Source organism: Kordiimonas sp. (assembly GCF_048264555.1).
Classification (GTDB): domain Bacteria; phylum Pseudomonadota; class Alphaproteobacteria; order Sphingomonadales; family Kordiimonadaceae; genus Kordiimonas.
In genome coordinates, this window is the sequence record NZ_JBLXCX010000003.1 from 306,533 (window position 1) to 318,087 (window position 11,555).

Annotated in this window: 10 protein-coding genes; 3 read left to right on the forward strand and 7 right to left on the reverse strand. The window is 56.0% G+C overall.

Features of this window, described 5'->3' with window-relative positions; genetic code table 11:
• The first annotated feature begins 11 nt into the window (after positions 1-11).
• The gene (locus ACN0XZ_RS11200; protein ID WP_417457848.1) at positions 12-1,202 is read left to right on the forward strand and encodes an ABC transporter permease; all 1,191 of its coding nucleotides are present in this window, start codon (positions 12-14) and stop codon (positions 1,200-1,202) included.
• 70 nt (positions 1,203-1,272) lie between these two features.
• Here the strand turns inward: ACN0XZ_RS11200 and ACN0XZ_RS11205 are convergent, their stop codons facing one another.
• Both ACN0XZ_RS11205 and ACN0XZ_RS11210 read right to left on the reverse strand, forming a co-directional pair.
• Positions 1,273-3,048 (reverse strand): sodium:solute symporter family protein, encoded by a 1,776-nt coding sequence (locus tag ACN0XZ_RS11205; protein ID WP_417457849.1) that lies wholly within the window; start codon positions 3,046-3,048, stop codon positions 1,273-1,275.
• An 11-nt stretch (positions 3,049-3,059) separates the two neighbouring features.
• Positions 3,060-3,368, reverse strand: coding sequence for a DUF4212 domain-containing protein (locus ACN0XZ_RS11210; protein ID WP_417457850.1), 309 nt, complete (start codon positions 3,366-3,368; stop codon positions 3,060-3,062).
• Between the two features lie 85 nt (positions 3,369-3,453).
• Between ACN0XZ_RS11210 and ACN0XZ_RS11215 the strand changes: the two genes are divergently transcribed.
• Together ACN0XZ_RS11215 and ACN0XZ_RS11220 are read left to right on the forward strand one after the other, a co-directional pair.
• Positions 3,454-3,909, forward strand: a complete 456-nt coding sequence (locus tag ACN0XZ_RS11215) for a YiiD C-terminal domain-containing protein (protein WP_417457851.1) — start codon at positions 3,454-3,456, stop codon at positions 3,907-3,909.
• Between the two features lie 57 nt (positions 3,910-3,966).
• Positions 3,967-4,386 (forward strand): nuclear transport factor 2 family protein, encoded by a 420-nt coding sequence (locus ACN0XZ_RS11220; protein ID WP_417457852.1) that lies wholly within the window; start codon positions 3,967-3,969, stop codon positions 4,384-4,386.
• Positions 4,387-4,871: 485 nt separating this feature from the next.
• On the opposite strand, the gene ACN0XZ_RS11225 is transcribed toward ACN0XZ_RS11220, so the two are convergent.
• The 5 genes from ACN0XZ_RS11225 to ACN0XZ_RS11245 all read right to left on the reverse strand — a co-directional run bounded on the left by ACN0XZ_RS11225 (position 4,872) and on the right by ACN0XZ_RS11245 (position 11,535).
• The gene (locus tag ACN0XZ_RS11225) at positions 4,872-5,267 is read right to left on the reverse strand and encodes a hypothetical protein (protein WP_417457853.1); all 396 of its coding nucleotides are present in this window, start codon (positions 5,265-5,267) and stop codon (positions 4,872-4,874) included.
• A gap of 132 nt (positions 5,268-5,399) precedes the next feature.
• Complete coding sequence (locus ACN0XZ_RS11230) at positions 5,400-8,270, reverse strand: TonB-dependent receptor domain-containing protein (RefSeq protein ID WP_417457854.1); 2,871 nt, start codon at positions 8,268-8,270, stop codon at positions 5,400-5,402.
• Positions 8,271-8,354: 84 nt separating this feature from the next.
• Positions 8,355-9,470 carry a FecR family protein gene (locus ACN0XZ_RS11235; RefSeq protein ID WP_417457855.1) on the reverse strand — a complete coding sequence of 372 codons (1,116 nt, stop codon included), beginning with the start codon at positions 9,468-9,470 and terminating at the stop codon, positions 8,355-8,357.
• A gap of 12 nt (positions 9,471-9,482) precedes the next feature.
• Positions 9,483-10,136 (reverse strand): RNA polymerase sigma factor, encoded by a 654-nt coding sequence (locus ACN0XZ_RS11240; RefSeq protein ID WP_417457856.1) that lies wholly within the window; start codon positions 10,134-10,136, stop codon positions 9,483-9,485.
• A gap of 172 nt (positions 10,137-10,308) precedes the next feature.
• Positions 10,309-11,535, reverse strand: coding sequence for a hypothetical protein (locus ACN0XZ_RS11245; protein WP_417457857.1), 1,227 nt, complete (start codon positions 11,533-11,535; stop codon positions 10,309-10,311).
• Between the last annotated feature and the right edge of the window lie 20 nt (positions 11,536-11,555).

Here is an 11,555-nt window from a genome sequence, read left to right on the forward strand (position 1 = left end):
AGGGGCATGTCATGACAAAACTTATTTCCCAAATCGTAGCTGTTGTAGCGATGAACCTTCGCAGCCTGCCACAACGTTTCTGGATGTCCTTTGCGGCAACGCTTGCCATCGCGGTCGTGGTGACAGTGCTTCTGTCATTCCTCGCCATGTCAAACGGCTTCAAGGCCACGCTCACCGGCGCAGGCTCGGATGAAACCGCCATCGTTACACGGAGCGGCTCCAAATCTGAGCTCAACAGCGTGCTCGGGCGGGACATTGTGAACCTGATTGTGGCAGCCGACGGCATTGCCAAAGATGCGGAAGGCAACCCGGTCTACTCACCAGAGCTTTACGTGGTAGTAGACGGCATCAAACGGGCCAGCCAAACGGAAGCAAACCTGCCAATGCGCGGCATTTCCGAAACGGGCTTTTCCCTCCGGAAGAATGTCGAGATCGTGGAAGGCCGCATGTTTGAACCGGGCACCAATGAGATCATCGCTGGCGCCAGCATCCAGCGTGAATTCACAGGCTTTGAGCTCGGCACCACCGTGCGCTTCGGCAAAACGGAGTGGAAGGTGGTTGGCATCTTCTCCACCGGCGGCAATGCTTTTGAAGGTGAACTGTGGACAGATGCCCGCACACTTCAAAGCCAATTCCGCCGTGGGAACAGCTTCCAGACCGTGAGGATCAAACTTGCGGAACCCGGCAATATCGATGGGCTTCTCAAAACGGTCGAGGATGATCCCCGCCTTATTCTGGATGTGCAAACAGAAGCGGACTTCTTCGCTGAACAAGGCGATGCGCTCAGCGGCATGGTAAAGTTCGGTTGGGGCCTCTCGATCCTGATGGGGCTTGGTGCCCTCGCCGGTGCGCTCAACACCATGTATACATCGGTCGCGAGCCGTGCATCCGAGATCGCCACGCTGCGCGCCATCGGGTTCAGCAACATATCTGCCTTCTTTGGCACGCTCGTGGAATCGGTTGTGCTCAGCCTTATTGGCGGCGTGATCGGGGCCATTGCGGCCTATAGCTTCATGGACGGTATCTCAACCAGCACCATGGGCGGCAACTTCACCCAGGTGGTGTTCCGCTTTGAGCTAACGGCTGAACTCTTCAAGGACGGCATGATCATGGCGCTCTGGATCGGCCTTATTGGCGGGTTCTTCCCCGCCTTCCGTGCCGCGCGCTTGCCGGTGATTGTGGCGTTCAGAAACGCCGCCTGATCACCTTAAACCAGACAAGCAAAAAGGGCGGGATCTCTCCCGCCCTTTTCTTTTGATCTGATCACGCGCCTTAGTGGTCGTGAGCGCCCGTCGCGCCTGAGGGCACCCGTATATCTTCCACCAACTCCTGCACCTCTTCAGGCGGCACAGACGTGAAGCGAGACACAAGCGACGCCACAGCGAAGTTCACGAACATACCCACCATACCGATACCTTCGGGCGAGATACCAAACAGCCAGTTATCTGCCACATTCATCTCAGGCGCGATGAACTTGAAATAGACGATATAAATGGCCGTGAACAACAGGCCAGACAACATGCCTGCAATTGCCCCTTCTTTGTTCATGCGTTTGGAGAAGATGCCCATGATGATGGCAGGGAACAGGCTTGCGGCAGCGAGGCCAAAGGCAAATGCCACAACTTGCGCCACAAAGGCCGGAGGGTTGATGCCCAGGTATCCGGCCACCACAATCGCAACCGCCGCCGCAAGCCGCGCCGCACGAAGTTCCTGCGCGTCAGAGATATCTTTCATCCAGGTTTTCTTCAGCAGGTCATGGCTCACCGCAGTTGAGATCACGAGGAGAAGCCCCGCCGCGGTACTCAGCGCCGCAGCCAACCCACCTGCAGCCACAAGCGCGATCACCCAGCCCGGCAGCTTGGCGATCTCAGGGTTCGCCAGCACCATGATATCCCGGTCCACATAAACTTCATTACCACCGACTGTAACGCCGTTTGTAATGGTGCGTTCACCGTGTGCGCCACGGGCTTCGCCCTCAAACTCTGGCTTACCCTCAAACGGTGCACCCGCACGGTATTGGATCACACCATCCTCGTTTTTGTCGCGCCACGCGATCAGCCCGAGGTCTTCCCAGTTTTTGAACCACTGGGGCGTCTCGGTATAGGTTGTCTCATTAACCTCATTGATGAAGTTGAGCCGCGCAAAGGCACCCACCGCAGGGGCTGTGGTATAAAGAATAGCAATAAACACAAGCGCCCAGCCTGCCGACACACGCGCGTCTGACGCCTTTGGCACGGTAAAGAAACGTACGATCACATGCGGCAAGCCAGCGGTACCCACCATCAACGCGGCGGTGATAGCAAACACATCAATGGTGGATTTGCTGCCGTCCGTATAGGCCGTGAACCCAAGCTCCAAAAGCGCGCTATCAAGCTTCTCAAGGACTGTTAGGCCAGAGCCGTCTGCCACCTCAGAACCAAGGCCAAGCTGTGGCACAGGATTGCCGGTGATAAGAAGCGAGATAAAAATGGCAGGCACTGTGTAGGCGAAGATCATCACACAGTATTGCGCAACTTGCGTATAGGTGATGCCCTTCATACCGCCGAGCACCGCATACATAAATACGATGACCATGCCGATCATTACACCGAGGTTAACCTCAACCTCCAGGAAGCGGGAGAAAACAATGCCCACACCGCGCATCTGCCCCGCCACATAGGTGAAGCTGATGAATATGAGGCACAGCACCGCAACAAGCCGCGCAGCGTCTGAATAATATCGGTCGCCAATAAATTCAGGCACCGTGAACTTGCCGTATTTCCTCAAATAGGGCGCCAGCAGGAGGGCGAGGAGAACATAGCCCCCGGTCCAGCCCATCAGGTAGACAGAGCCGTCATAACCAAGAAAGGCAATCAGCCCAGCCATGGAGATGAAAGAAGCGGCGCTCATCCAGTCTGCCGCTGTGGCCATACCGTTCAGCACCGGGTGTACACCCGTGCCCGCCACATAAAACTCCTTGGTGCTGCCAACACGTGACCAAATGGCAATGCCGATATAAAGCGCGAAGGAAAGACCAACAAAAAGATAGGTAAGTGTTTGTGCGTCCATGATGCCGCCCCCTAGTCTTCAACGCCGAAGGCGCGGTCGAGCTTTTTCATGCGCGACGCATAAATGAAAATCAGCACCACAAAAGTGAAGATAGAGCCCTGCTGCGCGAACCAGAAACCAAGCTTGAAGCCCATAACCGTGAACTGGTTGAGCCAATCCTCGAGAAGAATGCCCGCCCCAAAAGACACGATAAACCACACCGCCAGAAGCTTCCCGAGAAGCAACAGGTTCGCCCGCCAATAGCCCTTGCGTTCATCTGCGCTTAGCTCTTTGCCTGTGGCTGCGGCGCTACCAGCGGCGCCGTTTTGATCCGTTTGCATATGGCTTGATCCTCCCCTAATCTTCCCGGCAACAGATTGGGAGAAAGCGCGCCATGCGTCAAATCATTGTTAGGGCTATTTCCATATGACCGACCTCAAGGCGCTTGAAAACTATCTTCATACCCATATCCCGATCTCAGGCCCCATGGGTGTCAGGGTCGTGAGTGCAGACGTGGAGCGGGTCGTGCTCCGTGCGCCGCTTGAGGCCAACATCAATCATAAAAGCACGGCCTTTGGCGGCAGTTTGCAAGCGCTCGCAACACTCAGCTGCTGGACCCTCCTTCACCTGAATTTGCGCACCAGCGCCAAACCGGGTGAGATCGTGATTACCGGCAGCAACATTAGCTACATCCGCCCTGTCACTCGTGATTTTGACGCAGTAGCTACCCTGCCCGATGCAGCGCGCTGGCAAACATTTCTGAAAACTTTTGACCGGCGCGGTCGCGCGCGCATCCAGTTAAGCGCCCATATTTTTGAGGAAGACGAGCTGGCGATTGATTATGCAGGCACCTTTGCGGCGCTCAAGAACGTAGAAGTATAGACAGGCAGGGTTATCGACCTACCTCATTCTCCATACACAGGTAACAGCGAGGATAAGATGAGCAACGCAGCAAGCTTCCTGGAAAAATGGCACGCGGCCGTGAAACATTCAGATATGGACCTTCTCAGCACCATTGTGGCCGAGGACGCCAGCCTGCTCTCCCCGGCTTTCTGGAAACCACGGGAAGGCAAAGACAAGGTCCTGATGGTGCTGGCCGCTGTGACCGATACCTTCGAGGGCCTGACCTATACGAAAGAATGGGTGGACGGCAATGAACTGATCCTTGAGTTCAGCACCAGCGTTGGCGGCAAGCAGATGAAAGGCATCGACCGTATAACGCTTGATGAAAACGGCAAGCTTAAGGAAATTGAGGTTCTGATCCGCCCCATGAACGGCCTAATGGCACTGGCTGCTGCCCTTGATGAACGCCTCAAAGGCATCGCGGACAAGAAGCACCGCTTCTCTGACACAGCCTGACCCTTAGACACAGCCCCACACAAAACTGCCCAAGAAAAAGCTGGGGCGGTAACAGCAAGCCGTTACCGCCCAAGAGAGCACGAAAGTTGGGTTGGAAGGCCGGGTCACGTGAGCCCCACGGTTCCGGCGACGCAATCGCTTTGAAAGCACCCTCTTATTCCGCCTCAAGGAGGCGCCCACCACTGAGAGGCAGAACAAGAGCTTTCGCTTCCATGCTCATAATATCTGCACCACCACCAAATGGGCAGATATCAACGCAACACGCGGACGTTACCCATTCCTGACTTTTTGGTCAATATTATAAATTCAAAAAAAATAAATCTGGCTTTCGGGCCCAAAAAAAGTCGCAACAGCCTTGTGAGTGGCGAGGTAGACGTAAGTCCGTAAACACAACAAAACGGTTGTATCAGTATCGCTTTAGGACTCACACTATTGGGCTGCCCTACGCCGATCTGGATGCTGTAACTATCTTGTTTTAAAGGAAACTATTGTGGGGGTGGTGCAGATTTCTGCGCTTCCGTCCCAGCGGTATTCATCTGTGGCAGCACGACTACCGGGCGCCTGACCGTAACCGTATTTCTGCTGGAAAAATGAAACTCAAGCCCGCTTCCCACGAGAATTGCTTCAATAGCGCGGCGGGCACTCATGCGGCCCTTGAGCGCATCACAGGGCGGCAAATTGCCCGTATCAGTCGCAATAATGAGCTGCACCCCCGCTTGTTCTGAAAACGCCAGAAGCGCCTTTTGAAGCGGTTGTGCTTCGATGTTAAAATCGGTCATGCGGTCGCCATGCGCATGGGTTGCCCGCCCCACCCAGATGAGGGAGACAACAACAAACATAAACACCAGAAGAAGACGGTAAGCAGACGACCGCGCTTTCATCACTCAGACCTTTCGAAGCAGGCGGGGAGGACGCTTCCCGCTTCACCTGTAAGACGAAGAAACCATCCTGAATGGGAATCCATGCCAGGCAAGCTGGTGTCATAATCGGTGATTGTTACCATTATTCGCCCCCTAGAACGCCACGGTCATGCGCGCGTAATAATAGCCGCCGTTAATCCCCCACGGCATGGCCACCCAAGGGTAGACGAAATTCCCGAACTTACCCGGCTGGCGCCCCTCGGATATCCAGCGTGCTAGCGCGTTGTTCGGCAGTTTTTTGGGGTACTTGTTAAAGATATTGTTGGCACCGATGGCAAAGTTCACCTGCTCAGCGATATCATATGATATCTCCATATCCACGATCACGGCCTGCCCTGCACGCGTGGTGGGGGAGCGGTCCAGACCATATGTGTTGTATGCGAGATCTGGCGGAATCTCATTCCCAGCGGCCGTATAGAAAGCGGATTCCGTATCACCATAAAAATTCGCGCGGATCACGGCGCCAAAGCGGTCACGGCGATAGTCTGCGCTTGCGCTCGCGCGGAGACGCGGTTGGGACCGTTCCACATTCACCCGTTCCGCTAGCGGGAAAAACACGTTCGCGGGAATATTTGCCGGGGCGTTCACCCCTTTGATTTTGGTCTGGTTCCAACTGAGGCTCGAAACCAGGTCAACATCACCGCCTGCAAAATTGGTTTTCACACAGGCGACAAGATCAACACCATAAGTTTCCGTATCAACCGCGTTTGAGAAGAAGGAGCCCGCCTCAATCGCACCAAGGCGCACACCGTCCGGCAACCCAAGCGTGGGGCCAAGCACGATACGGTCTGATATGCTGATACGGTAGGCGTCAAGCGTCACCAGCACGCTTTCATCTGCCTCCCACACGGCACCGAACGAGAAGTTGGTGCTGGTTTCATGGCGTAATTTATCAACGCCGTACGCACGTGCAAAACTATGCCCTTCAGGGGCTATAAGCGTTTGTAACAAACCTTCCGCATTGGTGTTGGTAATCACGCTTGAAAACGCACGCTGTGCAAGTGCTGGTGCCCGGAAGCCTGTTGCTGCCGCCGCACGGATTGCGACAGTATCCGTAAGCTGTGCCCGTGCGGACAATTTGCCGGTGAGCTGGTCGCCGGTTTCATCAAAATGCTCATAGCGGGTGGCAGCGGTGAGCCAGATATTATCGCTCGGTTCAAACTCCGCATCTGCATATAGCGCAAAACTGTTGCGACCCTTTTTCCCCGCCACATCCTTGCTGTAGCCCGGAAAACCCTGAAAACCACAAAAAGCAACGCTGTCGGGGTCAAGGATGGAAGGCGCGAACTCCCCGTCCACATAACCGCAAGCATAGGAAGCCGGGTCCCCCGCCTCAATGCTGTAGCGTTCATCCCGAAACTCAAAGCCATAGGCCAAATGCGCGAGAAGGCCGTCCGCGTGGCCCCCGCCTGACGCGTCAAAGTTCAGGGTCAACTGGTCAAACCGAAGCGCGCCCGAGAAGCCACTCGTCGGGCTCGCTGTCGCAACATCCTCGCCGTTATAATAAGCGGCGGACGCCAGCGAAACATTCACCGTGTTTGCCGCCCCGAAGGAGAACCGCGTGGTGCCATAGGTGGCGCTGACGTCATAGTTCCAGCCGGTCTCAGTTTCATAGCGCACACCAAAAGCCTGGCTGAAATCGCTGACGTCGGTGTTCTGTAGTGGCAGAAAACCGTCCGGATAAAGCTGCGGTACCGTACGCCCCGCTGTGAATGGATGACGGAAAAAGCCGCCCGAAAGCCCGCTCCGGTCGCTGAAACCACCAAAAGCATAAACCTTGGCGGCGGTGTCGCCTGAAATTTCGGCGTTCCACATCATCGAAGTGGCTTCCACGTCGGTGTCGCCAATGCGCATGATCACGTCACCGGTGATCGAGCTTGGCCCCGCGCGGTTGGTTGCTGCCTTGTCCCTATACTCTGCTGTCAGGTTGAAAAAGCCGTCTTCCAGAAGCGGAAACCCTGCATTGGCGGAAAGGTAGAAGGTATCCCCATCACCCTCGTAGGTCTGGCCCCAGCTCGCAGTAACAATCCCGCCTTCATTCTGGTCGTTCAGCACCACATTGATCACACCGGCAATCGCGTCTGAGCCATATTGCGCGGAGGCACCATCGCGCAATATTTCCACCCGCTTGATGGAGCCAATCGGGATAGTATTCATGTCGGTCCCGACCGAGCCTTTGCCGACAGTATTTTGCACATTCACCCAGGCCTGACTGTGCCTGCGTTTGCCGTTCACCAGAATAAGCACCTGATCAGGCCCGAGCCCCCGGAGCGTTGCCGGGCGCACGATGTCTGTGCCGTCCGAAATGGTGGTTTCCGTATAGTTGAAACTGGGGGCGAGCACCTGCAAGAGCCGCCCCGTTTCCACATGCCCTGTCCGCCTGAGCGCACCCGCATTGATCAGGTCGATAGGCACAGAGGTTTCCCCCACCGTGCGGGAGCGGTTCCTTGTGCCTACTGTGATCAGCTCTTCGAGGAAAATTTCATTACTGCGCGGCGTATGGTGCCGCCGCGTACTCGTCTGTTTTCGCTCAGCTTCCGCTTCAGCAGCCTGGCGAATCTCCTCCGCATAGGTTGCGCGCGTGCGCACGATAACCGTATTTGGCCCGGTGAAATGATATTCAAGCCGCGTGCCCGCAACTAGTGTATCAAGCGCATTTGTGATGGAATGGCGGCCAGAGAGCGTGCGCCGGAACGAAAGATCGCTCGCGCTGTCGGTAAGGATAAGCTGAACCCCTGCCTGCTCGGAAAACGCCAGCAATGCCTGCCGAAGCGACTGTGGCCGGATATTGAACCGCACTCGCCTGCGGTCATCACGTTCTATGCTGTCAGGGGATGAAGAAGAGGAAGCCTGCTCGCTTTCCGCCGCCTGTATCATGGATGCATAAGCCCACGGCGCCGCTACAATGTTAGCAGCAACCGCGCAGGCAAGCCTCCGTTTCCAGGCCCGTGCGGACAGGTCCATCGTGTGTTTTCCTCCCGAAGCGACGCCCTTGAGCATCGCCTTTCGTACCCTGTTCCCGGGCACTTCAGTGCAATCAGGAGCAGCTTATTCGCTTGCTTCCCTGACCACAGTATCGGAACTCTCGTCCGCCATCATCAAAATTGTGCTGCTCCCAAGCCGAACAACTTCAATGGGGTAGCCTTCCTGCAGGCCTTCAAGCCATGCCTGAACCTGATCAGGGTATACCGTACCGGTGAACCGCATGGCGCCAACAGCCTCATCACCAATGGTGATTTCATTTGCCAGATATCGGTTCAGGTCAGCAATCACGTCCGATATGGGCAGGTCAACCATCGTCAGCACACCCACGCGCCACGCCAGGTCTTTCTGCGCTTCCGCCATCACAACCGGGCTCATCACACCGCGCATGGAATAGCTGGTCTGGCTACCGGCGGTGACAAGCGCCACAGCGCTTGGCGCAGTCTCGTCATCACGGCCACTTGCGGCAATACTTGGGCGCACAGCAACGGTGCCTTCAAGCACATGCACTTCAACGTCTGCGCTTGTTTTGCGCACGTTAAAGACCGTACCGATTGCCGTAACGCTGCCGCTGCCGGCCTTCACGACAAAAGGCCGCTTGGGGTTTTTCGCGACCGTGAAGATAGCCTGCCCACGCTCAAGCGTCAGGCTGCGTTCGCTCTCAGTATAGTCAACGGAAATCGCGCTGCCCGCGTTCAGCTCAACAATGGAACCATCAGCAAGGTTCACCACCCGCTGTTGCCCGGCAGTGGTTTGGTAAAGCGTTGCGCGCTCACGCGGTGCCACATCGTCGCCGCTGAACATCATATTGGTTACAACAAGGGCCGCGAGCAGGGTGGCGGCAATGCCGCTTATCCATCCAAGGGAGATCTTGCGGCGCGGCTCACGAACCGGCGACAGGATCGAAAGCACATTATCGCCCGCACCAGCTTGTGCTGCAGGCACCGACGGTGCCACTTCCGTAGCCGGTAGGCGGGCAATGTCTTTCTCTGTTGCTAGGTCAAGCACGCCCCAAAGCGTTTCCATGCGGCTGAAGGCACGCCGATGATCTTCATCCTCAGCGAGCCAGTCCTGCCATGCATGCAGCTCTGCGCCAGATATGGTGCCGTCCTGCAGGCCGAGATAATAATCGGCTGCCTGCTCGAGCACGTCTTCCCTAATTTTCACATCACTCACTGGCATGTGCCATAGTCCCTATTGAATGCTCCACGCGTCCAGCTCACTGCTCAATTTGTCAGAGCAATGCACCAGCGCACGCAGAACATATTTTCGCACCATCGATGACGTCAGACCCATTTCTTCCGCGATGGCGTCATAACTACGGTGCTTAAATTTATATTCTATGAAGGCATGACGACATTTCGGCGGTAACGCGCCAACGCAGTCGAGCACCTTCTCAAGCGATTGTTTGGCGGCCAGTGACCTCTCCGGCGTAAAACCAAACATCTCGTTTATCTGTTGCGCGGGCGCTGCTTCATCCACATAAGCCTGCGCGAGCCCCCGCCGCCTGACACGGTCGATGGCTATATTGGTTGCGGTCCGAAACAGGAAAGCCCGCAAAAACCCGATGGTACTTTTGTCATCAAGCCTGAGCAAACGGACATAAGCCTCCTGCGCAACCTCAACGGCCTCATCATGTGACTTGAGACGACCGGTGAGATAGCGCACCAACTCGTCGTTATGGTTCTGGAACAGCTGATTGATATCTTCCTTGGAAAGGGGTGCCGCCTCAGGCGCATCAGCGGTCAAACCACCCTGCACTGAGCCAGTAACATCATGGGCGCCTTCCTCGCGCACATGATCCTGCCCTTCCCCACCGATATCTTTTTCTGGCTGCACCGAAGCCATACAAGTCTCCTTGCCACAAGGACGAACAGCATAGCCGCGCTGGGAATGATTTCCTTAAAAAATTACACGAGAAACTATATGGTTGATGAGATTCACCTATAGCGCGCAAAAAAAAAATGGGGCAGCAGGATAAGCCTGACTGCCCCAGGTGTGGGTAATGCGAGGATATACCCTAAAAATATCGCGTGAGCCGAAGCGTTAGCTGGCTATCACGCCGAAATCCGTACAGCACATTGCTGCTATCCACATTGGTGAAAAAGCGCGCTTCCAGCTCCCCCACCCAATAGTCGCCAAAGCGGCGGGAAGCCTCAACCACCCCCGACATGGACGCGTCATCCAGATCGACAATCACACCGCCAAGCACAGAGGTATCCTCCGCGTCGTTCATGGCGAGGCGAAGCCCGGTGAAAATGTCATTGTCCGCTGTTGTGATCGGGGCGATGTAGGGGTTTTCTGACCGGCCATCATATTGAAACTCAACCAGCACACCGAGATCAGCACCCGCTTCTGTCACGCCGTAGAAGGTATATTCCACCCCCGCCACGGCAGCCGCGAAGGTTTCAAACGGTGTATCCTTCACAATACCCTCAAACTTCCAAAGCCACGCATCACGGGTGTACTGAAGGTCAAGGCCAACTTGGGTGATATCGTCATAGTAGGGTGCAAAAAAGCCGCGCTCTTCATCCAGAATCAGCCTTGGCTCGCGGTCCGCCCCGTGAAAGAGCGAAACGCCCACGTCCCAGTCACCAAAATAGTGGCTGTACCGCAAGGCGAAATCCACGTCACCGTCATCGTCCCGGCCCTCGTCGAACCGCGCGAGGTCATTGTCCACCAGGAATGGCGCCCGGAACCGGCCTTCATCGCCCGGAAAGGTGCGCTTGCGGAACGCCGGCATCACATAGCCCGTAAGTTGCCCCCAATCCTGAATGGTGGATATCTCCAGCATGGGCTGGCCAAGCTTGTCTTCATTGTCGATATCTTCAATCGCATCACTCTGGTTGATGATATCCACGAGGTGGCGGCTTTCCGCCACCCCCCAGTAAACTTTGGCAAGGCCCGCGCGCACGGTCCAGCTATCACCGTTCCAGCGCACATAGGCTTCACGCACATCCGCGTGGGTGCGTTCCTCGTCCTTCGCGTCAAGGCGCCCAAAGGGCACAAACACAAAGTCGAAGCGGCGGTCATCGCTCTGCCACCTCAAATCCCCTTCAAACTGAAGGGACGGCTGAAAAGTGTCGAGCTGGCCGGGCAATGCTCCTTCTCGAGCAAAGGTGCGCATCTCGGCGCCCAGCGAGCCCGACACTTCCCACTCACCCGCGTTTGCTGCACTGGGCAGCATGGTGATCGGTGCAAGGGCGGCCACCATAAGGGAGAGTGAACTCAAAACGTTCGATGTCATAAAGCGATAACCCCGTATAC

What these genes read in the sequence shown, in the direction of transcription:
- ACN0XZ_RS11210 (WP_417457850.1), bottom strand. Translation starts at nt 3,368, where the DNA reads ATGCAAACGGATCAAAACGGCGCCGCTGGTAGCGCCGCAGCCACAGGC.
- ACN0XZ_RS11200 (WP_417457848.1), top strand. Translation starts at nt 12, where the DNA reads ATGACAAAACTTATTTCCCAAATCGTAGCTGTTGTAGCGATGAACCTT.
- ACN0XZ_RS11245 (WP_417457857.1), bottom strand. Translation starts at nt 11,535, where the DNA reads ATGACATCGAACGTTTTGAGTTCACTCTCCCTTATGGTGGCCGCCCTT.
- ACN0XZ_RS11225 (WP_417457853.1), bottom strand. Translation starts at nt 5,267, where the DNA reads ATGAAAGCGCGGTCGTCTGCTTACCGTCTTCTTCTGGTGTTTATGTTT.
- ACN0XZ_RS11215 (WP_417457851.1), top strand. Translation starts at nt 3,454, where the DNA reads ATGACCGACCTCAAGGCGCTTGAAAACTATCTTCATACCCATATCCCG.
- ACN0XZ_RS11235 (WP_417457855.1), bottom strand. Translation starts at nt 9,470, where the DNA reads ATGCCAGTGAGTGATGTGAAAATTAGGGAAGACGTGCTCGAGCAGGCA.
- ACN0XZ_RS11220 (WP_417457852.1), top strand. Translation starts at nt 3,967, where the DNA reads ATGAGCAACGCAGCAAGCTTCCTGGAAAAATGGCACGCGGCCGTGAAA.
- ACN0XZ_RS11205 (WP_417457849.1), bottom strand. Translation starts at nt 3,048, where the DNA reads ATGGACGCACAAACACTTACCTATCTTTTTGTTGGTCTTTCCTTCGCG.
- ACN0XZ_RS11230 (WP_417457854.1), bottom strand. Translation starts at nt 8,270, where the DNA reads ATGGACCTGTCCGCACGGGCCTGGAAACGGAGGCTTGCCTGCGCGGTT.
- ACN0XZ_RS11240 (WP_417457856.1), bottom strand. Translation starts at nt 10,136, where the DNA reads ATGGCTTCGGTGCAGCCAGAAAAAGATATCGGTGGGGAAGGGCAGGAT.